The organism is Desulfobacula sp. (assembly GCF_030611305.1).
In the GTDB taxonomy this organism is placed as follows: domain Bacteria; phylum Desulfobacterota; class Desulfobacteria; order Desulfobacterales; family Desulfobacteraceae; genus Desulfobacula.
Map to the genome: position 1 here is coordinate 1 of NZ_JAUWQB010000060.1, position 21,875 is coordinate 21,875.

At 40.9% G+C, this 21,875-nt stretch carries 22 protein-coding genes and 1 tRNA gene; 18 read left to right on the plus strand and 5 right to left on the minus strand.

Annotated elements, in window-relative coordinates:
- The 12 genes from QAI40_RS11790 to QAI40_RS11845 all read left to right on the plus strand — a co-directional run.
- A partial coding sequence (locus QAI40_RS11790; protein WP_304511644.1) for a hypothetical protein occupies positions 1–414 on the plus strand: 414 nt, incomplete at its 5' end.
- A 46-nt stretch (positions 415–460) separates the two neighbouring features.
- Positions 461–1,594: a P-loop NTPase gene (locus QAI40_RS11795; RefSeq protein WP_299982386.1), complete on the plus strand. Its 1,134-nt coding sequence runs from the start codon at positions 461–463 to the stop codon at positions 1,592–1,594.
- 39 nt (positions 1,595–1,633) lie between these two features.
- A complete protein-coding gene (locus tag QAI40_RS11800; RefSeq protein WP_299982383.1) occupies positions 1,634–2,971 on the plus strand; it encodes a CpaF family protein in 1,338 nt (445 codons plus the stop codon).
- Between the two features lie 18 nt (positions 2,972–2,989).
- Entirely contained in the window at positions 2,990–3,952 is a 963-nt protein-coding gene (locus QAI40_RS11805) for a type II secretion system F family protein (RefSeq protein WP_299982377.1), read from the plus strand.
- An 18-nt stretch (positions 3,953–3,970) separates the two neighbouring features.
- On the plus strand, positions 3,971–4,957 hold the full coding sequence (locus tag QAI40_RS11810) for a type II secretion system F family protein (RefSeq protein ID WP_299982375.1): 987 nt from the start codon (positions 3,971–3,973) through the stop codon (positions 4,955–4,957).
- Positions 4,957–5,877 carry a tetratricopeptide repeat protein gene (locus QAI40_RS11815; protein ID WP_299982372.1) on the plus strand — a complete coding sequence of 307 codons (921 nt, stop codon included), beginning with the start codon at positions 4,957–4,959 and terminating at the stop codon, positions 5,875–5,877. Before QAI40_RS11810 ends, QAI40_RS11815 begins: the two co-directional genes overlap by 1 nt.
- A 21-nt stretch (positions 5,878–5,898) precedes the next feature.
- Positions 5,899–7,176: a tetratricopeptide repeat protein gene (locus tag QAI40_RS11820; protein ID WP_299982369.1), complete on the plus strand. Its 1,278-nt coding sequence runs from the start codon at positions 5,899–5,901 to the stop codon at positions 7,174–7,176.
- 32 nt (positions 7,177–7,208) lie between these two features.
- Positions 7,209–7,601: a universal stress protein gene (locus QAI40_RS11825; RefSeq protein WP_299982366.1), complete on the plus strand. Its 393-nt coding sequence runs from the start codon at positions 7,209–7,211 to the stop codon at positions 7,599–7,601.
- Positions 7,602–7,609: 8 nt separating this feature from the next.
- On the plus strand, positions 7,610–8,542 hold the full coding sequence (locus QAI40_RS11830; protein WP_299982363.1) for an ArsR/SmtB family transcription factor: 933 nt from the start codon (positions 7,610–7,612) through the stop codon (positions 8,540–8,542).
- The gene (locus QAI40_RS11835) at positions 8,539–9,990 is read left to right on the plus strand and encodes a mannose-1-phosphate guanylyltransferase/mannose-6-phosphate isomerase (RefSeq protein ID WP_299982360.1); all 1,452 of its coding nucleotides are present in this window, start codon (positions 8,539–8,541) and stop codon (positions 9,988–9,990) included. The genes QAI40_RS11830 and QAI40_RS11835 overlap by 4 nt, the downstream gene beginning before the upstream one ends.
- A 67-nt stretch (positions 9,991–10,057) precedes the next feature.
- Complete coding sequence (locus QAI40_RS11840) at positions 10,058–10,585, plus strand: YqgE/AlgH family protein (protein WP_299982357.1); 528 nt, start codon at positions 10,058–10,060, stop codon at positions 10,583–10,585.
- Positions 10,585–12,792, plus strand: a complete 2,208-nt coding sequence (locus QAI40_RS11845; protein ID WP_299982355.1) for a dynamin family protein — start codon at positions 10,585–10,587, stop codon at positions 12,790–12,792. Before QAI40_RS11840 ends, QAI40_RS11845 begins: the two co-directional genes overlap by 1 nt.
- 8 nt (positions 12,793–12,800) lie before the next feature.
- On the opposite strand, the gene QAI40_RS11850 is transcribed toward QAI40_RS11845, so the two are convergent.
- Positions 12,801–13,397, minus strand: coding sequence for a TIGR04211 family SH3 domain-containing protein (locus tag QAI40_RS11850; RefSeq protein ID WP_299982352.1), 597 nt, complete (start codon positions 13,395–13,397; stop codon positions 12,801–12,803).
- Positions 13,398–13,534: 137 nt separating this feature from the next.
- Here QAI40_RS11850 and QAI40_RS11855 point away from each other — a divergent pair, with 137 nt between their 5' ends.
- Positions 13,535–13,828 carry a hypothetical protein gene (locus QAI40_RS11855; protein WP_299982349.1) on the plus strand — a complete coding sequence of 98 codons (294 nt, stop codon included), beginning with the start codon at positions 13,535–13,537 and terminating at the stop codon, positions 13,826–13,828.
- Between the two features lie 8 nt (positions 13,829–13,836).
- Here the strand turns inward: QAI40_RS11855 and QAI40_RS11860 are convergent, their stop codons facing one another.
- Positions 13,837–14,721 carry a DMT family transporter gene (locus QAI40_RS11860; RefSeq protein WP_299982346.1) on the minus strand — a complete coding sequence of 295 codons (885 nt, stop codon included), beginning with the start codon at positions 14,719–14,721 and terminating at the stop codon, positions 13,837–13,839.
- A 69-nt stretch (positions 14,722–14,790) separates the two neighbouring features.
- Between QAI40_RS11860 and nagZ the strand changes: the two genes are divergently transcribed.
- A complete protein-coding gene (nagZ, locus tag QAI40_RS11865; RefSeq protein ID WP_304511645.1) occupies positions 14,791–15,813 on the plus strand; it encodes a beta-N-acetylhexosaminidase in 1,023 nt (340 codons plus the stop codon).
- On the opposite strand, the gene tsaD is transcribed toward nagZ, so the two are convergent.
- Positions 15,793–16,794, minus strand: a complete 1,002-nt coding sequence (tsaD, locus tag QAI40_RS11870) for a tRNA (adenosine(37)-N6)-threonylcarbamoyltransferase complex transferase subunit TsaD (protein ID WP_299982341.1) — start codon at positions 16,792–16,794, stop codon at positions 15,793–15,795. The two genes, nagZ and tsaD, sit on opposite strands and share 21 nt — an antisense overlap.
- Before the next feature lie 28 nt (positions 16,795–16,822).
- A complete protein-coding gene (gene purM, locus QAI40_RS11875) occupies positions 16,823–17,866 on the minus strand; it encodes a phosphoribosylformylglycinamidine cyclo-ligase (RefSeq protein WP_299982338.1) in 1,044 nt (347 codons plus the stop codon).
- 159 nt (positions 17,867–18,025) lie between these two features.
- Between purM and QAI40_RS11880 the strand changes: the two genes are divergently transcribed.
- The 4 genes from QAI40_RS11880 to QAI40_RS11895 all read left to right on the plus strand — a co-directional run bounded on the left by QAI40_RS11880 (position 18,026) and on the right by QAI40_RS11895 (position 21,066).
- Positions 18,026–19,339, plus strand: a complete 1,314-nt coding sequence (locus QAI40_RS11880; protein ID WP_299982335.1) for a homoserine dehydrogenase — start codon at positions 18,026–18,028, stop codon at positions 19,337–19,339.
- Between the two features lie 8 nt (positions 19,340–19,347).
- Complete coding sequence (thrH, locus tag QAI40_RS11885; protein ID WP_299982332.1) at positions 19,348–19,956, plus strand: bifunctional phosphoserine phosphatase/homoserine phosphotransferase ThrH; 609 nt, start codon at positions 19,348–19,350, stop codon at positions 19,954–19,956.
- Positions 19,953–20,930: a D-glycero-beta-D-manno-heptose-7-phosphate kinase gene (rfaE1, locus tag QAI40_RS11890; protein WP_299982329.1), complete on the plus strand. Its 978-nt coding sequence runs from the start codon at positions 19,953–19,955 to the stop codon at positions 20,928–20,930. The genes thrH and rfaE1 overlap by 4 nt, the downstream gene beginning before the upstream one ends.
- A gap of 59 nt (positions 20,931–20,989) precedes the next feature.
- Positions 20,990–21,066 (plus strand) — tRNA-Met (locus tag QAI40_RS11895).
- 181 nt (positions 21,067–21,247) lie between these two features.
- Here the strand turns inward: QAI40_RS11895 and QAI40_RS11900 are convergent.
- On the minus strand, positions 21,248–21,619 hold the full coding sequence (locus QAI40_RS11900; protein WP_299982326.1) for an NYN domain-containing protein: 372 nt from the start codon (positions 21,617–21,619) through the stop codon (positions 21,248–21,250).
- Positions 21,620–21,875 lie beyond the last annotated feature (256 nt).

The window sequence follows — 21,875 nt, forward strand, 5'->3', positions numbered from 1 at the left end:
GATGATGGAAGGGGGTGGGAGACACCTCAAGAGACTGAGGGTATCAGCAGTGGTAATTTAAATCTTCCAGCACCGATTATAACGCTTTTTGATTTTTTTAGATTCAGAGATGGTGATGGTGTTCCAGGAGAGACAATAGAAACTTGTGATCCTGATGTATCAGGTGGATCCCTAGACCCATTAGCAAACTCAGTCTGGACAGCTACGGTACCAATTTATGATGATGGCGATACCTGCGATGCCCCAAACAAAACTTTATCAATAGTTGGATATGCTACAATACAAATTCTTGAGGTTAATCCAGATGGCACAATTAAAGTTTGCGTTCCATGTGACACAACAGCAATTACTGGCCAAGGAGGAGGAGGGGATATTGGAAATCTTTTGGCAATTATCCCAGATCTGGTACAATAATGATAACTAAAATAATAAAAATAACCCAAATATAGAAGCAATTTAAATGAAACCATTTTTAATCAAATTAGCACTGAATAATGTAATTCTTGAAGATGAATTCAAACAGGCAGTTCAGGAATTTAAAACGATTGACATTATTGCTGAATTAGATCAGCAGGAAGCCGATCTGACTGTTTTTGAACTGGAATCAGAATCAGATCTGGATCGAATTCGATCTTATATCAAAAATACAGAAGATACAGAAGTTTTTCTACTGTCGGGTAATTCAGACCCCCAGGTTTTGATTAAAGCCATCCGCATGGGGGTGAATGAGTTTTTGACCTTGCCTCTGAACCCTAAGGTGGTTAACGATTCGATCCTTCGATTTTTAGAACGGCAGAAAAAGAGAAAAAGAGAAACTTCTGAAACCTCAGGTGAAATTATCAGTGTGGTTGGCAGCAAAGGGGGTGTCGGGACCACCACAATCGCTGTAAATCTTGCTGTTACAATGGCTTTGGCAAGAAAAGAGCTTTCTGTGGCATTATTGGATATGAACATTCTGTTTGGTGAAATACCCATGCTGCTGAATATATCTCCAAAATATCATTGGGGGGATATTATAAAAAACATGGACCGGCTGGATGATTTTTTTCTGTCAAATATTCTTTCCGAGCATTCATCAGGTGTTCATGTATTGCCCTCCCCCCGGTATCTGGATAATCAGCCTGTGCCGCCTCCTTCGGCAATGGATGTTCTGCTTGATTTAATGATAGACCGATATGATTATATCATTGTTGATCTGGGGCAGTCTTTGAATGAGACAGCATTAAAAATCCTGCAACGATCCGAACTGATTCAAATCGTTACGATTCAAAGTCTTCCCTGCCTGTCAAACGCAAACAGGCTTATTAAATCATTTATGGATTTCGGTTCCATCAATAAAGGAAAAATCAATATTGTGTTGAACCGGTATCTTAAAACAGGTATGGTTACACTGGCCAATGCACAAGAGGGCGTTGGCAAAAAAATATCATGGGTTGTTCCCAATGATTATGTAACGACAATGTCTGCAATAAATTCCGGTAAACCACTCAGCCAGATCTCCCCGAGATCAAAAATCGCTGAGTGTTTTAATGACTATGTTGGAAAACTGCTGCCCCATGAAAAAAAAGAAGAAAAAAAGTGGAAATGGTTTTAGGGTAAATTCAGAAATTAGATTAGGTTTAAGGAGTATTGAGTGAAAAACAATTTTTCAGGATCGGAAACCCGCCCTATTTTAGATAAATATCTGCCGGATGAATATTTTGAGTTTAAGTCCAAAATCCATGAACGGCTGCTGGATATTATTGATCTTTCCTTGATTGAATCTGTTGATCAGATACAACTGGACAAGCAGATCAGGCATTTGACTGAAAAGATACTGCTTGACCAGGCAAATGTGATGCCGCTTAATTTTAAGGAAAGAGAAACCATTATTTCTGAGATTGTGGATGAAGTGCTGGGTCTGGGTCCTTTAGAACCTTTTTTAAAAGATCCCACTATCTCGGATATCCTTGTCAATGCTTACAACCAGATTTATGTCGAACGTTTTGGTAAACTGGAACCCACAGATGTCAGATTTAAAGATAATGAACATCTGATGAAGATTATTGATAAAATTGTATCACTTGTCGGAAGAAGAATTGATGAATCCACTCCCATGGTTGATGCCAGGCTTGCTGACGGATCAAGGGTAAATGTAGTGATCCCGCCGATTGCTCTGGACGGCCCCATGATGTCTATCCGGCGGTTTGCAGTGATACCGCTTGAACTTGAGGATCTGATTGAAAATCAAACATTGGTGCCGGAGCTTCGGGATATTTTAATGGGGCTGGTAAAAGCAAAGCTTAATATATTGATTTCCGGTGGGACCGGCAGCGGTAAGACCACGTTTTTAAATGTGCTTTCCAGGTTTATACCTGAAGATGAGAGAATTGTAACCATTGAAGATGCGGCTGAACTTCAGTTAAAACAAAGGCATCTTGTAAGGATGGAAACCCGGCCGGCAAATATTGAGGGAAAAGGAGAAATCCTGCAGCGGGATCTGGTTGTGAACAGTCTTCGAATGCGACCTTCCAGAATCATTATCGGCGAGGTTCGCGGCGCTGAAGCTTTTGATATGCTCCAGGCAATGAATACCGGGCATGACGGGTCCATAACCACGATTCATGCCAACAGCCCGCGGGATGCATTAATAAGACTTGAAACCATGATCTCCATGGCCAATTTTGATATACCCAATGAATTTTTAAGACGGTTTATCAGTTCCGCCATTCATATTGTTATCCAGGTCGCAAGGCAGGTGGACGGAAAAAGAAAACTCATCAGTCTACAGGAGATCACGGGTATGGAAGGAAATGTCATCACGACCCAGGAAGTTTTTCATTTTAAACAGACAAGAGTAGACTCTGAAGGAAATGTCCGGGGGAGATTTCAGTTTAATGGTATCCGGCCCAAGTTTCTTGAAAAATTTAAAATCGCCGGGATAAGAGTGAGCAACGAACAGTTTGATCCATCATTTAAGGTTGAGGTATAGCCGGAAAGGAAGAACTATATGGATTTCATGATTATCGGTATTGTGATTTTTATTGTAACGGTTGCCATTATAGAGACGGCTCTTTTTGCCTACCGAAATTTAGTTTCTACCCAGCGGGCAAAAATAAAAAAAAGACTTCAGAAATATACATTTGTTGAAAATGATATGGGCGATATCCTGAAAAACAGAGAATTCAGTACCGTCCCTTTCTTCAACAGGATATTGGCTTCACTGCCCGGTGCCATTAGATTCGATACCCTGGTCATGCATTCTAATACAAAATATTCATTGGGGTTTTTTCTGCTTCTGGCGGCTGTTCTGGGAGCGTGCGGCGTGCTGGCAGGCCAATATTTTTTAAATAATATATGGCTGTCTATTTTAATCGGTTTGGGTCTAATGGTTCTTCCCTATATTTATCTTCTGAATCTAAAAAAAAACAGGATTTCAAAATTTCAAAGCCAGCTGCATGAAGCACTTGATCTGATTGCAAGGGCCCTGAGAGCAGGACATTCTTTTACCAGCAGTCTGAAACTTGCCGCTGATGAATTTGCAGACCCGCTGGGGACGGAATTTGCCGAAACAATAGATGAGATTAATTTTGGTGTAGGTGTGCCTGAAGCGTTAAAAGGCCTTGCACAACGGATGGACTGCAGCGAAGCAAAATATTTTGTTATTGCTGTCATTATACAAAGAGAAACAGGTGGAAATCTTGCCGAACTGATTGAAAGCCTTGCCCATATCATTCGGGAGCGGTTTAAATTTGAAGGAAACGTCAGGACCCTGACAGCAGAAGGCCGGCTGTCAGCTATCATTCTCTGCGCGATGCCCTTTGCAATCGGGCTGTGGCTTCAAATTTCAAACCCTGCTTTTTTAAGCCCTCTTTTTACTGACCCTATAGGAAAGATAATGCTGGTCGGGGCCGGTGTTTTTTTAGTCATTGGAATGCTGGTGATGAGACAAATGGTTAAAATCGAAGTATAACCCCCGGGAGTTCATTATATGCTGTTTTTAAACGAAAATCTTTTAATCATTATCTTTCCTATTGCTTTTTTTCTTATTTTTCTGTTTGTCTGGGGTATCATCCGGTTCGTCAATATTCGGAATGAAAAAAAGAAGTTGATCAAAAAAATACAACAATCAGGATATGATCAATATGAAGGCGAGTATGACGATCAGTCTGAAACACTGATAGCTAAAAAAGATACCAGTGGCCGGGGCTCAAAGCTATTGTCCTCTTTTTTTAGTTCTGTGAATACAATATTCATTGGTAAGAAAGTCGATGACCTGGATGTTGTCAGGGGGAAATTTTTAAGAGCAGGGCTGTATCAAAAAAATATTGAAACTGCATTCTGGGGCGCTAAAATATTATTTCCTTTTTTGTTTTTGGTTGGGTTTACCCTGTTGAGAATGACAGTCTATATAACGCTTACAACTTATTATACGGCAGGGATTGTCGTACTGGGAAGTTTGCTGGCTTTTTATTTACCCGATATCTGGCTGAAACAGATCACCGACAAAAGAAAGGAAAGGGTGTTAAAAGCCCTGCCGGACTGCATGGATCTGCTGGTTGTCTGTGTGGAAGCCGGGATGGGGCTTGACAGTGCAATAAAAAGAGTAGGAGATGAGTTAAACCTGAGTTATCCTGATCTCAGCGGCGAGTTGAATTTACTGAACCTTGAACTGAGGGCGGGAAAACAAAGAAAAGCTGCACTGAATAATTTTGCCATGCGAACAGGGCTTTCAGAAACAAAAAGTCTTGCAACATTAATCATTCAAACAGATAAATTCGGAACCAGCGTGGCTGTCGCGTTAAAAGTGTTTTCCGAGTCTTTTCGAACGCAGAGATTTCAGCGGGCAGAAGAAAAGGCTGCCAAACTTCCGGTTTCTATCTTATTTCCGTTGCTGGTGTTTATTTTCCCGGTTCTTTTTGTTGTCATACTGGGCCCTGCCGCCATAAATATTTTTCATATGTTCTCGAAGATGTGATGATGTTTAAAAGAAGACATACCCTTTTGTTAATATTGGGCCTGATTTGTTTTTTTCTGGCCGGGTGCGGGGCGAAATATGGGAATTCCTCCCAGGTTCGGTACAAAGAACCATCAGTTTCAATTGAAAAACCCAGGCCCCCTGAGACTGAGATTGAGATTGATGCGGATGAATATGAAAAACTGGGGGATGCCATGCTTTCAAACGGCAAGTATTTCATGGCGTTCATACAGTATGAAAATTCTTTAAAAAAAGATAAGGAAAATTTACGGGTAGAATATAAAAAAGGACTTGCCCTGCTGGGGGGCGGCAGAAATGATGAAGCCCAGAAAATATTTCAATTGATCCTGCAGAAAAAACCTGACTTTGCGCCTGCCCGTGAAGGGCTGGCAAGGACCAATTTTAAAAATAAATTGTATCATGTTGCAAAAGTGAATTTTGAGAAAGCCATTGCTCTGGATCCTCTTTTGTGGCGGTCATATGGTTATTTAGGCAACCTGCATGATCTTGCGGGAGAATATGACCAGGCTGTCAAAGAATATAAAACCGCTCTTACCATTAAGCCGGATGCCGGGTTTATACATAATAATCTGGGTGTTTCATTTTATATGTCCGGCAGGTATAAAGAGGCGGTTGATTCATTCTACCAGGCCTTGAGATTAAAATATATCAACAACAGGGTATATAATAACCTGGGTCGGGTACTGGTGAAGCTGGAGCTGTATGACAAAGCATTTGAAGCGTTTAAAAAGGGCGGCTCTGAAGCGGTTGCCTATAATAATATTGGTGTGGGGTATTTAAATAATGAGAAGATTGATAAAGCAGCAGAATGCTTTAAAAAAGCAATTGAACTCAGCCCCCAGTTTTATGTGCTGGCAAATGAAAACCTTAAAAAATGCAGGTTAAAGCAAAAAGAATAATCAATTATAAAGGAGAAAAAGATGATCATTAAAAATCAAATATCAAAATTATTAACGGGATGTTTGTTTGTTTTTTTCTGTCTTTTTATTTTCTCGGGCTGTTCTACCATGAAAAACTGGTTTTCTTTTCTACCAGGTTCGGACACCATAAAAACAGCCGGGCAATTAGATGAAAAAGATTTAAAAGAATTCATGGCCAGTGTAAAAACTGTTAATGGCGAGGCTGACAGTCAGTACAAACTTGCAAGACATTTCCAGAAACTGAATCGCCATGAAATTGCAGTGGAAGAATTTTTAAAAGCCTTGAAAATAGATCCCGGCTTTTACAATGCCTATAATGCCCTTGGGGTTTCCTATGACAACTTAAAGCAACATGATTCCGCAATAGATGCCTATAGTGCGGCCCTGAAGATAAATCCGGACCTGGATTATGTGTATAATAATATCGGGTATTCAAATTTACTTAAAGGCGATTTAGAGGCGGCGGCAAATGCTTTTGAAAAGGCAATTGCAATTAATGCACATAATAAAATTTATCAAAACAACCTGGCTCTGGTCCGGGCAAAATCAGGGGATAACATTTCTATGACTGCTGATTCACGCAGGATAGAAAAACAGGATTCACATCCCATGGTCGGGAAAGATCAAATTACCCGGGAAACGTTGACTGAAATCATTGAAAAGGTAACGGGAAATAAAAAGATTGAAGACAATTATTATGCCGTACAGCTGGGTGTTTATTATGATATGAATAAAGCAGTCCTGACTTTGAAAAAAGCCCGGAAAATAGGGTATGACAGTCCTTATATGACAAAAATAGAAAAGGACAAACCTTATTACAGGGTGCGGTTTGGAAAATATCAAACCAGGGCAGAAGCTGAAGCTTTGGCCGCCACTATTCTGGATAAAGGCGGGAGACCTGCATTAACCATTGTTGAAACTTATCCTGTAGACGTCTTTCAGTCAGAACCGGTACAATATACCGCTTTACATAAAAATTTAAAGATTGAAGTGTTGAATGGTAACGGAATTTATCGTATGGCCAGAAGAGTCGGTAATTATTTTAAACAAAAAGGACTTAGTGTTGTTACCCCTTCAAATGCCAGGCATTTTAATTATCCGTCCACAAGAATTTATTATACCCGCGGATATTATGATGAGGCATTGAAATTGAGTCAGGAGATTCCCGGTTTTGAAATTGCCGGAAAATTCATTGAATCAAAAAAGTTGAAAACAAATATTCGAATATTGATCGGTAAAGATATTGTTCCCTTTGATAAAGAATTAAGGAAAATTTGAATTAAGAGAAATTTGAACGAGGTGTGTCAGCAATGAAAATTCTGGTAGGATATAAAGGAACTGATGCGGGCAAGGATTTGATGGATGTCGCAGTTAAACATGCAAAAGCCTTTGAAGGTGAAATTCTGATTGTAACGTCTATGGTCGGTGGTGAGAAGTCAGAAATGCAGGACGTTGTTGATGCTGAAAAAAATCTTGAACAGGCAAAGGCATATTTTGATGATTATGGGATTAAAAGTAAAACCCATTTGCTGGTTCGTGGTTTTGAAGCAGGGGAAGATATTGTAAAGTTTGCCGGAGAAAAGAATGTTGACGAAATTATTATGGGTGTCCGGAGCCGTTCAAAAGTGGGGAAGCTGATTTTTGGATCGACGGTACAAATTGTTATCCTTGATGCCCACTGCCCTGTTCTGACAGTAAAATAAAATATGAGATGGAACTGATTAAATGCTTTAAGGCGCTTTCTGATAAGACCCGTCTTCGACTGTTATATGTATTGCAGCACTATGAGCTTAATGTCAATGAAATTGTCCTGGTTGTGGACATGATACAGTCGGGTGTTTCAAGGCATTTGAAAATTCTTATGGAATCCGGATTGTTAACCTCCCGAAGAGACGGAAGCTTTATCTACTATTCTGCTGCTGAAAATAATACAGCAAAGACGTTTATCTCTCTGGTTGATCAAAGTCTTGAAAAAGAGGAAATTGCCGGGAAGGATCTGGAAAAATCCCGGGAAATGATCAAAATCCGTCAAAACAGAACAAAACGATTCTTTAAAACCGTTGCCCCCCAGTGGGATCGATTGAAAAAGGAAGTGCTGGGCGATTTTAATCTGAATTTCGTAATTAAAGAAAAAGTATCTTTTTCTGGAAATATTTCAGATCTGGGCTGCGGAACAGGAGAATTGATTGAAGTATTGTCCGAAGAAACATCCCACAAGCTTATCGGTATTGACTATTCGCCTGAGATGCTGGAGCAGGCAAGGTTAAGACTGTCTGGAACAGGCAACGCAGAGTTAAGACTGGGTGAGCTTGAACATCTTCCAATGAAAAATCAGGAAATTGATACAGCCATAATGAATATGGTGTTACATCATATTTCGCAGCCTGAACTGCCGGTTTCTGAAGTTTACAGGGTGCTCAAGCCGGGAGGTCTGTTTATCCTGTCGGACTTTGAAAAACATGACAAAGAAGAAATAAAAGAGATCATCGGCGGATCATGGCTTGGATTTGAAAAAGAAAAAATAAAGACCTGGCTGACAGATGCAGGGTTTCATCTCAAGGTGATTGATTCTTATCCTGTCAATCACGATTTAATAATTAATGTGTTCACGGCCCAAAAGCCTTCAATACAGGAGAAATTATGATTGTTCCGGTAATTCTTGCAGGCGGGTCAGGAACAAGACTCTGGCCGTTATCAAGGCAGCTTTATCCCAAACAGCTGATTGACATCTATAATGAACATACCCTGCTGCAAAATACAATATTAAGGCTGGAAGGAATAGAAAGCATAGGGCCGCCCATTGTCGTATGCAACGAAGAACACAGGTTTATGACGGCTGAACAATTAAGAAAGATCAAGGTTGATCCCCATGCAATTATCCTGGAACCTGTGGGGAGAAATACGGCTCCTGCCATCGCCCTTGCCGCATTAAAGGCAATGGAAAACAAAAAAGACCCCATCCTTCTGGTGCTGCCGGCGGATCACGTAATTGAAAAGGTTATTGATTTTCATGCCGCCATACAGGCGGGCCTTAAATATGCCCAAAACGACAGTCTGGTAACATTCGGGATTATTCCAAGGTCTCCTGAAACCGGATATGGATATATAAAAAAAGGCGAATTAATAGAAAAGGATACAGGGGCCTCTAAAATAGAAAAATTTGTTGAAAAACCAGATCTGGATACCGCCCAGAAATTATTTGAGTCCGGGTCATATTGCTGGAATTCAGGAATCTTCATGTTCCGGGCTTCTGCGATTATAAAGGAGCTTGAGACCCATGCCCCTGATATTGCAGCACCTTGTAGGGAAGTGATAGCAAAAGGCAGACAGGATCTTGATTTTTTCAGGCTGAACCTTGAAGGGTTTAAAAATATTCCCTCTGATTCAATTGATTATGCAATAATGGAAAAAACATCAAAAGGAATCATGATTCCCTTTGATGCCGGGTGGAATGATTTAGGATCATTTGATGCCTTGTGGCAGACCGGTCAAAAGGATGAAAAGCTGAATGTCATAAAGGGAGATGTCCTGACCCACGATGTTAAAGAATCCTATATTAATTCTGAAAGCAGACTGATTGCTGCTGTCGGCGTTGAGAAATTTGTTATCGTGGAAACAAAGGATGCTGTTCTGGTTTCTCCAAGGGACCGGGTTCAGGATGTTAAAAAAATTGTCAGGCAGTTAAGGGATCAAAACAGGGATGAATCTGTAACCCATCGCAAGGTTTACAGACCCTGGGGCAGTTATGAAACCATAGATGTTGAACCCAGATTTCAGGTGAAAAGAATAACCGTAAAACCCGGAGCAAAGCTTTCCTTGCAGAAGCATTTTCACCGCGCAGAACACTGGACAGTGGTTTCGGGTTCAGCAATCATCACCAAGGGAGACAAAGAGATGCTGCTGAAAGAAGACGAATCCACCTATATCCCCCTGGGAACGATGCACAGGCTGGAAAACCCCGGCCAGATTCCTCTGGAGCTGATAGAAGTCCAGTCCGGTTCATACCTGGGTGAGGATGATATTGTCAGGTTTGATGACGTTTATGGGAGAAAAAATGACAAAAAGTATTGCAAATCAGACAAAAATATTTAAAACTACTCTTTCGATAAATATATGTACACTATACTTGTAATGTCAGGATTAATTACGGAGCGGGTTTATGACGGATGACATCTCCCAGAATATGAAAGGACAATTTCTACTTGCCATACCCGGACTTCCCGATCCCAATTTTGCCCAGACCGTGACCTGCATGTGTGAACATAATGAAACAGGCGCTCTTGGCTTTATTGTGAATAAAGTGCATCCGCTTTTAACCGGAAGAGAATTGTTTGATGATTTGAATATCAAATGTGACAAGAGTGTTGATGCACTTGAGATTTATCTTGGCGGTCCGGTCCAGCCCAGCGGGGTGTTTGTCCTTCACGGCCCGCCCTTTGTCTGGAAGGACACTCTGAAGGTTGCAGACTGGCTGGCCTTGAGTAATTCAAGAGATATCCTCGAAGCTATTGCGCTTCAAAAAGGCCCCCGATCCTTTATGGTTGTGCTCGGATGTGCGGGATGGGGATCGTTTCAGCTGGATAATGAATTGAGTGATTCAGCCTGGCTGACCTGCCCAATCTCCGAAGAAATTCTTTTTTCGACCGATACTGAATTGAAATATGAAAAAGCGATGATGATGATATAGTGGTTTCCCCAATAAATTCCATTGAAAAAATAATTGATGATACCTTAACAATTCTTCAACGGGTTGAAGAAGTCCCGCAAATGAGTGACAGCTCATTTAATGAGTATCAGAAAATTTGCCGCAGGATGCCACGCCATATCCGTTCCGGACGTCTGAAAATAGCTGTTGTCGGGGTCATAAAGTCAGGCAAAAGTACCTTTGTCAATTCTCTGGTCGGAAAGGAATTGGTGAAGAGGGGGGCAGGGGTTATCACCTCGATTACCACAAGAATTCAAAAAGGGAAAAAAAATCAGGCCAGTCTTTATTTTAAATCATGGGGAGACATTAATTCACAATTACAAAAAGCCCTGTTGTTATTTCCCGATGACGGCTCTGATTATAGCCCCGGTGATATTGATATCAGGCGCAAAAAAGACAGGGAATATTTAAAAAAAGCATACCAGACGTTAACCTGTGACTTTCCCGTCACAAAAGACGGTATCAGACCAGAAACTCTTTTGATCAGGCACGCACTTCAAGGGTTTGACACCTGTAAGGACCTGGTTCAGGCTGATGAAACCCTGATTCGTTTTGAATCAAAAGAATTTGACCGGCACAAGACCTATACGTCTGATCCGAATATTGCTTTCTATATCAAGGATGTCTGCCTTAATGTGTTCGGGAAAATGATTGCCCCCAATATTGAGATTGCCGACTGCCAGGGAGCGGATTCAACCGATCCTGCTTCGCTGGGTCAAATTTTAACCTATCTTGAATCATCAAACCTGATTGTATATTGCATCAGCTCTCGAACCGGGTTAAGGCAGTCAGATATTGTGTTTTTAAAACAGATTAAAAATTTAGGTCTGCTTGATAATATTCTTTTTATTAATAATTGTGATTTAACCGAGCATGAAAATCTTGATGATCTGATTAAAATAGAAACCAGTATTCGAGAGAACCTTGAATTTTTAGAGATACAGCCCAGAGTATTTTCTTTATCTTCGCTTTACACCCTTTTTTTAAAACTTGAATCAAAATTAACCCAAAAGGATTTAAGCCGGTTAAAACTCTGGCAGGAAGAAAAGAAAATGCTTCAATACTGTGAGTTGAAAACAGATGAATTCAATTTTTTCTTTAAACAGGTGATTGATAAAAACCGGTATGAGCTTTTGATTTCAAATCATTTGAAGCGGCTTGGCATTATCATCGGACAATTGGATCGACGGGCAGATATTTTCCTTGATTTGCTGTCTTCTGACAAATTAAAGGAAGAAACGGCCATAGAGAATTTAAGTAAGCTGGATCAAACTGCATCCCGTTTAGAAGCCATCGTGTCAAATTCCATTAAAGAAGCTGTCAGCGGGTTAAAAGATGAAATAGACTCCAATATCAGGAAAGTTTTTGTTCAGGACGAAAAAGGCATCTTAAAAAAGACCCAGGCGTATATTAGAACGAGCTACTATGATGTTGAACAATACAGATCCGTGGCAAAGGAATCAGGATTTAACCAGATTTTATACTTAATGTTTCAGGATTTTAAACGCAGGCTTGAGTTATATGTTATTGAAGATGTTAATCCCCGGTTAAAAAGATTTGTTCAAACCCAGGAAGAAAGAATCACGTCCTATTTCCAGTCTTTGTTTGAGTCATATCAGATTGATTTGTTAAAAGTCGATCAGTATTCACAATTTGAAGATGTGTCAAAATTGACACACCAGCAAAGCGGTTTTATTGCTGCCGTGGATATTGACAAACTAAAAAAAATACTGGATCTTCAATTGCCGGCCCTGATATTTGAGGCCCAATACACACCCGGAATCAAGGCCGGTATAATCACCGGTTTTTTCCTGCAGACAGTGTCGCAAATATTTTCCTCGTTATTTAGCAGAAAAGCCGTGTTTTCATTTTCTCCCGCTTTGGAAAAAATAGCTGTGAAGCTCAAAAAGGAAAACCAGAAGGTCATAAAAAGTCAATTTGAACAATACCCTGTAGATTTGAGAACAAATTATTTTTTACCTTTGATTGACGCGGCCACAAGGGATTTTAAAGAAAAGATAGATGAGCAGTTCAACCGGTATCATTCTTTCAAAGAAGAGACTGAGCGACTTTTTTCTTTAAAGCACTCTGAAAAAAAAGATCAAAAAAAGAAAGTATTATCTATAAAACAGCAAATTCAAAAGGTAGCCGGTGATATAGTATCATATCCAAAAACATTTAAAGTTTAAAAATATGATTAGCCCAGCAGAGAACCGGATCGTCGTTTCTTTGAAGATATGTTGTGCCCTATAATCCATCCCAGCAGCAAAACACCGACCCCGGCCAGAAACCATTTGATCATGTCGATTTTTAAAAAGCCTTTATTATTTTTTTTCAGGATCTCAAGCTCCCTGGAAAGCGTCGAGTTTTTTTCCTGAAGCACCTTGTTTTCTTTAACAATCTTCTGGATATTTTTGGATTGTTCGATCAAAGGAGTCTGCTTTCTTTTTTTTGCATTCAGGGCTGTTTTTAAAGATGCTTCAAGGTCTTTATTTTTCTGTTTTAATTGATCGATAATAAAGGGTTTCGGCAGTTCAAAACTGATAAATTTTTTATTTACCCAGCCGATTTCCTTAGATTGGAGCTCAACTTTATAGAATTCGTTTTTTTCCTCCAGAATTAAGACTGGAGTATTGCTTGTTAAGGTTTTTGTTACAGCATAAGAGGTGCCGGGTCCCTGTCTGAAGGTTAATAGCAGCATATCCGAAACCCAGCCGGTTTTAGCAAAAGTAAGCTGTGGAAACAAAAAAATTATTATAACAAATATCATCAAATGGAAAAGGGATTTTTTCATGTTTATTCATACCTCCATTGGTTTTTATATTTCAATACCAATACCCGGCTTATTTTACAATAAAAAACTCTTGCCAAAATATGCATAACAGGAGTATCAATCAAGTCCATGAAGTTAAAATTAAATGGAGTAATATTATGACACATCACCACGACCACGGCCACGACCACAGTCACGATCATTCTCATGGCCACAGTCATTCCCACAGCCACGATCATTCCCATGAGCTGACCTTTGAACAAAAGCTTGATAAATTGTTTACCCATTGGATTGATCACAATGAAAGTCACAAGGATACGTTTCTTATCTGGGCCGGGAGGGCAAAAGAGGCGGGACTTGCCGGGGTTGCAGGAAATTTAGAAAAGGCCGGGCAATTGTCCGAAGACGTCACTTCGCAACTTAAGGATGCATTAAATAAACTTAAGGGATAAGAATTTTTTTAGAGAGTGTGCCCGGGTTTTCTTGAATACAATTGTGATGTCAGCATGCCTGCCAGCATTAGACCGCACCCGAAAATGGCAGACCCTGAAAGAATTTCATTTAAAATGATCCATCCGCCAATGGCTGCAACAACTGATTCAAGGCTTAAGATAATCGCAGCATGGGGAGCGGGACTGTTTTTCTGTCCGTAAATCTGGAGTGAATACGCCACCCCCACAGACATTACACCGCCATAAAGTAAAGGAATGGAAACGCTTAGAATATCTGCGAGAATAAAGGTTTCAAATACGGCTGCCACCAGCAGGCTTAAAGTTGCGCAAATCACGCATTGGACCAGTGAAAGCTGTGCCGTGTTAAACTGGTTGGAAATTTTTCCGATAATGATCAGATGAAAAGCAAAGCAAATGGCTGAACAGAGAACCAGAAGATCCCCGAAGTTCATTGTCAAGTCTTTGGTTACGCTTAAAAAAAACATGCCAATGGTGGCCATGATCGCACCGAGCCATGTTCCGAGAGTGGTTTTGTCCTGTTTGAGGAAAAGGTTTAAAATGGGAACAATGACAACATAAAGTCCTGTGATAAACCCGGCTTTACCGGCTGTTGTGTAGACAAGTCCAACCTGCTGGAATGAGATGCCGAAAAAGAGGACGATACCTGAAATGGTCCCTGATTTTATAAGCCCGCCATTACTTTTGCCGGATGTTTTGTTTCGTGTTAAAAAGACAATAGGCAGTAAGGAGAGGCATCCCAATACAAAACGAAGACCATTGAAGGTGAACGGCCCGATATGATCCATCCCGATTCTTTGTGCAACAAAGGCCAGACCCCAGATGATGGCAACAAACATTAATATAAAATCTGATTTAAAAGTGATAGATTTCATGGTATCCAAATATTATGTTTAAAAAAATACCTTCTAATATTTAAGACAGGGGTTCGTCAAGGAAATAAGATGGATAGAGGCATAATAAATCAAAAAGTGATGGCCGGACAGCGATTGATGCTGGGATTTGACGGCATTGAATTGAACGAGGATTTAAAACATATCATCGGTGATATTAAAGCCTGCGGCATTATATTGTTTAAAAGAAATATTGAAACACCGGAACAGGTGACCTCCCTTTGTGAAGCCTGCCAGGACTATGCAAGGTTATGCGGTATTCCGCCCCTGTTCATCGCAGTAGACCAGGAAGGCGGGACGGTTGCAAGATTTAAGGAGCCTTTTACAGTGTTCAGGGGGAATCCCTTTATTGAATCTGTTCAGGATGCAAGGAATTTTGCCTCTATCACAGCGGATGAGCTCAAGCAGGTCGGGATCAACATGAATTTTGCCCCGGTTCTGGATATTGTGCCTGAAGGGGTGGACAGCATCATGAAAGATCGGGTGTTTAAAGGGGGTGCGGAACAAGTTTCAACCCTTGGCATGGAAGTGATTCATACCTTGCAGGAAAACGGTATTATGGCTGTGGCCAAGCATTTTCCGGGTATTGGCAGAACCCTTAAAGATTCCCATTTTCGCCTTCCGGTTCTTGATATTGATCTTGAGACCCTCAGGCAATCAGACATGATTCCGTTTGTGGCTGCGAAAAATGAAGGTGTTTCAGGGATAATGCTGTCTCATATCTCATATCCACAGCTTGACAGCCTGTGGCAGGCAAGTTTGTCACCCTTTATTGGCAACGGGCTGCTGCGGTCTCAAATGGGGTATGACGGACTTGTGATGACCGATGATCTGGACATGAAAGCCATTCAGCATGATATGAAAACCTGTATCCGGCAGGTTTTGAAGTCAGGAATTGATATGGCTTTGATCTGCCATAAGGGACCTGATATTGATAAAGCTTCACATGAAATCATAAGCCTGCTCAATGAGGATGAAACTCTTTATGGAATGGGCGAAAAATCGGTTGAAAGAATATTAAGGATTAAGAAAAAATATTTACAGAACCCGGATTTAATCTATTCTTGTTCTTGAAAACACATCATGGTCAAGGAGGCATGTATTACCCTGTTGAATCATGGTGTATCCTCTTGCTGCAACCATGGCAGCATTGTCACCGCAAAGGTCAACAGAAGGGGCAAAGATATCGATCTTTTTGCTTTTTGCTTTCCGGGATAATTTGTCCGCAAAGGTTTTGTTGGCAGACACACCGCCTGTAATACCGATATGATTACATTTTTTATACTGAGCCGCATTAATCAGTTTTTGTGAAAGCACGTCAATGACAGCTTCCTGAAATGAGGCGGCAACCTGTGCCTTTTCATCCTCGGAAGATACTTTATTATTATGGATATACCGGGCCACTGAAGATTTAAGACCACTGAAACTGAAGTCAAAGCTGCCTTTTTCAAGCATTGTCCTGGGAAACGAAATAGCGCCGGGATCTTTTGTCTTTGCAAGGATTTCAATTATCGGCCCGCCAGGATAGCCCAGCCCCATCATTTTTGCCACTTTGTCAAAGGCTTCTCCGGCAGCATCATCCCTTGTCTGTCCTAAAAGTTCAAAATGGTCATACGATGTAACATGATAAATATTCGTGTGCCCTCCGGATACCACCAGAGCAATAAAGGGGAAAGCCGGTTTTTTGTCCATCAGAAATAACGAATAGATATGCGCTTCCAGGTGATTGACGCCGGCCAGGGGAATATGTCTTGCCCAGGCAAATGATTTGGCAAAACAAAATCCTACCAGAAGGGCACCGATCAGACCGGGGCCCCTTGTTGCTGCAACAGCATCAATATCCTGAAGTTTGATATTTGCTTTGTTTATGGCCTCATCCACCACCGGCACAATGGCTTCAATGTGCATTCGAGACGCCAGTTCCGGTACAACACCACCATATTTGTTATGAACATCGACCTGGGAGGCGATTACCGAAGAAAGGATGTTTTTGCCATCCTGAACAATTGCGGCTGCGGTTTCATCACAGGATGATTCAATTCCAAGGACTATCATGATACACTAATGATAAGATCCGTCAGGCCTAAATCCATTGGGTCTGTGTTTCATTATTCTCCCTGGATTCAATCTTACCGATGAGATATGCTTTTCCATCCATTGCCGCGAGCCTGTCCATGACTTCCTGGGCAGATACGTCAGGTACAACAATCACCATACCAATGCCATTGTTAAACGTTCTTTGCATCTCGAAATCCGAGACAGAACCCTCTTTTTGAAGTATCTTGAATACAGGCGGGATTTCCCAGACGTCCTTGTAAACAAGGGCTTTGCAGGCTTCAGGGATTACCCTGATGATATTTTCATCAATGCCGCCTCCGGTGATATGTACAAGGCCGTGAATGGGCAGATCTCTCAAAAGGCTTAAAATAGTCGGGACATAAATGGTTGTTGGTTTTAAAAGTTCTTCTCCAAGGGTGGTGTCAAGTTCATTGAGTTTGGTATCTACATTATAATTGCATTTATCAAAGAAGATTTTTCTGACAAGAGAAAAACCATTGCTGTGCACACCGCTTGATGCAAGGCCAATGAGTTTATGGCCGTTTTTGATATATGAACCATCTATGATCTTATCATTGTCCACCATACCCACAGAGAATCCTGAAAGGTCGTATTCCCCGTCGTGATACATCCCCGGCATTTCTGCAGTTTCTCCACCGATCAAAGCACATCCGGCTTCATTACATCCTTTTGCAATTCCTAAAATAATTTTTTCAGCCACATCATTGTTAAGAACCCCCATGGCCAGATAATCAAGGAAAAACAAAGGTTTTGCGCCCTGAACAACAATATCGTTAACACACATGGCCACAAGATCAATACCAATGGTATCATGTTTGTCCATCATAAAGGCGATTTTAAGTTTGGTTCCAACCCCATCGGTTGAACTGACTAGAACCGGATTGGATACATTGGAAAGATTCAGTGAAAAAAGACCTCCAAAACCGCCGATCTCACCCATCACACCTGATCGTGGAGTGGATTTTGCGATATCTTTAATTCGATCAACGAGTTTATTTGCTTTGTCTATATCAACACCCGAATCTGCATAAGTTAAGGAGTTGTTCATATAAGTTTACCTTTTTTGATTACATTGATTAAGATTTCTAGAACGTTGCAATGATAAACATAATGCACTTAAAAGTCAAAAGTTTTTTGACATCATCATTTGAATATTGTATCTACATTTAATTTTAAACGAAAATTATTATTGGAGACTCCAAAGGGAATGAAAACAATCAATATCGGAATTTTAGGGTATGGTATTGTCGGTGCTGGTGTGGCAAGATTGTTAAAACTAAAAAAACAATTGCTGGAATCCAGAATCGGTGCTGTTTTAAACCTTAAGACTATTGCTGATATTGATACGACCACAACCAGGGGTGTTGATCTTGGAACAACCACCCTGGTTTCTGATGCAAACATGATCATTGATGATCCCGCAATCGATATTATTGTGGAAACCATTGGGGGAGAGACCATTTCAAGAGAGTTTATTTTAAAATCCCTTGAAAACAAAAAACATGTGGTAACAGCCAACAAGGCCCTTCTGGCAGGCTTTGGAAATGATCTTGTCAAGGCAGCCAGAAAAAATCAGGTGGATCTGGCCTTTGAAGCAAGTGTCGGCGGCTGCATGCCGATTATTAAATTTTTGAGAGAGTCCCTTGTGGCCAATGATATCAAATCCATGTCAGCGATCTTGAACGGAACCTGCAATTATATTCTTACAAAAATTTCCAAGGATGGGTCTGACTTTGAAGAAGCTTTAAGGCAGGCCCAGGAACTGGGGTATGCTGAAACTGAGCCTTCTCTGGACGTAGACGGATTTGATACAGCCCATAAGCTTGCTATTTTAAATTCCCTTGCCCACGGCATGGAGATTAATTTGAAAGATATTTATGTGGAAGGTATCCGCAATATTACACCGAAGGATATTGAGTTTGCAAAGGAATTCGGATACACCATAAAGCTTCTGGCCATTGGGAAAATCCATGAGGGCTATGTGGAAGCAAGGGTGCATCCCACAATGATATCCAGCTCAAACCCCTTGTCCCATGTTGACAAATCCATGAACGCTATTGCCATTGAGGCTGATGCCACCGGGCAAACCATATTGTACGGCCATGGTGCCGGTATGATGCCGACGGCAAGTGCTGTTTTAAGTGATATCGCAGATATTGCACGAAATATTATTTCAGGCACCAAACGAAGGGTACCTATTTTGGGATATCCCGAAGATAATATCAAATCCATTCCGATTCTTCCCATGGAGGAGCTTTATACAAAATATTATCTCAGGTTTGAAGCCCAGGATCATCCGGGTGTGCTGGCTAAAATCTCCGGGATTCTCGGGGAAAACAATATCAGTATTAAATCGGTCCATCAAAAAGGCCGGAAAAGCAATGGAAAAGTGCCGGTTGTAATGATCACCCATATGGCCAAGGAAGCATGGGTACAACATGCCTTAAAGGAAATTTCAAAAACAGATTCAGTTGTCGGTAGACCTGTTGTGATTAGAATAGAAGAAATAGTTGAGGAGTAGAGTGAGGAATGAAAATATTGGTTGCAGATCTGGAAGGCGTATTTTTGCCTGAAATATGGATTAATGTTGCAAAGAAAACCGGAATTGAAGAACTTAAGCTGACCACCCGGGATATCAGTGATTATGATGTGTTAATGACCCGGCGGCTTGCGATATTAAAGGAGAATAATTTAAAAATCCAGGATATTAGAGATGTGATTGCCACTTTGGACCCGCTCGAAGGAGCTCTGGATGCTTTAAACTGGATCAGGGAAGAGTCACAGATTATTTTGCTGTCGGACACCTTTGAAGAGTTTGCAAAGCCTTTGATGGCAAAGTTGAATTATCCCGTACTCTTATGCCATAACCTGACCATTGACAAAGAGGGTAATATAACCGATTACAACCTTAGGATTGATGATCAGAAAAAAGAGGCGGTTAAGGCCTTAAAAGGACTGAATTATCATGTGATTGCTTTTGGAGATTCCTATAATGATATCAAGATGATCCAGGAAGCAAGTCAAGGATTTTTCTTTAACCCGCCGGATTCGGTGATTACAGATTTCCCTGATATTCCAGTGACAAAAAACTACCGGGAACTTAAAACCATGATAGGCACATTGTTGGATACAGAATGATTAATATTGATGATTTTAAAAATGTAAAAGCCCTTGTCATCGGTGACCTGATGATTGATGAGTATCTGTGGGGCAGTGTGGATCGGATTTCGCCCGAGGCGCCGGTTCCAGTGGTTTGTGTGGAAGAAGAAAGCCATGCTCTCGGGGGTGCCGGAAATGTCATCCATAACCTGGTTGCCATGGGGGCGGAAGTAATTGCCATCGGCACAGCCGGGACGGGCAAAGCCGGTCAAATGATATTTGAAAAGCTTGAAGATCTGGGCATTGAGACAGACGGGATCATCAGTGAACCCCAAAGGCCGACAACCCGAAAAACAAGGGTGATTGCATCTAGCCAGCAGGTCTTGAGAATTGACAAGGAAATAAGAAAAGATATCAATGCCGACACCCTTGAAAAACTTATTAAAATAATTGAGATCAAAATTGCTGATGCAGACCTGCTGATTCTTTCGGATTATGATAAAGGCCTGATCACCAGAGAGCTGATCCAACAGATAGTCAAACTGGCCAGGAAACATAACGTCCTGACTATGGCCGACCCCAAGTCTCTGAATTTTTCCAAATATGAACAAGTCTCCACACTCACGCCAAATAGAAAAGAGGCAAGTCTTGCCGCAAATATGGATATCAAATCAGAGAAGGACCTCTTTGCCGCCGGGCAGAAAATCATGGACCGGGTTAAGCTGGCCCGACTTTTAATTACTTGCGGTAAAGACGGCATGGCGTTGTTCGAAAAGGGGAAGAAACCTTATACCATTGAATCCAGAGCCCGGCAGGTATTTGATGTTTCCGGTGCCGGAGATACGGTGATTTCTCTTTTAGGTCTCGGGCTTGCCATCGGTGCGACATTTAAAGAGAGCGCTTCAATTGCCAATGCGGCAGCAGGTATCGTAGTTGCAAAGGTGGGTACTGCAACTGCTTCCATTGATGAACTTAAGCAGGCTCTGGCAGACATATGTTCTGACAAACTTTAAGAAAGCTGTTAAAAAAGCTTGACAGAAACAAGACAATTCTATATATTGCCCTTCGTTGATGCGGGGTGGAGCAGTCTGGTAGCTCGTCGGGCTCATAACCCGAAGGTCGTTGGTTCAAATCCTTCCCCCGCTACCAAAGAAATTCAAGGGTCTTGGAAGTTTTTCAAGGCCCTTTTTTGTTTTTCAGAAATTTGATTTCCAACCCTATCTCCAACCAATAAAAAAACCCAGCCAAATAAATAACTGAACTGTTTCGAATAATTATCTTTTTTATTAGTTTTTATTAATATGGTAGCAAATTTTTAAGATAAATTGAATTACCATTTGGATGGTTTTGAAATTGTAGTGCCTGGAATTGGATCTGGAAGCTGAGATGATTTTAATACGCCTTGCCGAATTTTTTTGGTAAAATTGGCGTATTTATTTAATTCTCTTGATGGATGACCTTTAGCAATGGGACAAATCACACCTACAATCTTATCGTTTCTTTTTTTTATTAATTTTAATGGCTCTGCAAGATCACTATCATTGGAAATAACTACAGCACATTTGTATTTGTTTTGCCAATAATCATTTATTAGATGTACCGCCAAATTAACATCCGACCCCTTTTCCTCAGTTTTAATAATTGTTTTAAAGGTTGGTGGGTTGGTTAGCGGTGCTTCCGGAGCGTTGACTATATGGGTCATAAAATGACCATAATAAATTTCAATTTCGGGAATATATTTTTGTAGTGCACGAATATAAGTTTTTTGTCGGATAGGTTGGCGAGGATCAAATATACCACTTACCTTTGCAGTAAAATATTTAATTGTTTTAAATTAAACCTCGGGCTATGCCCGAGCGACCCTAAAAGGTTTTACCGTTCCGGCGTGGAAAAAATGTGATAAAGGTTCTTCCCCGGGAAAGCTCCAAAGGGAGAAGAGAGGAAGAACCTATGAGAGA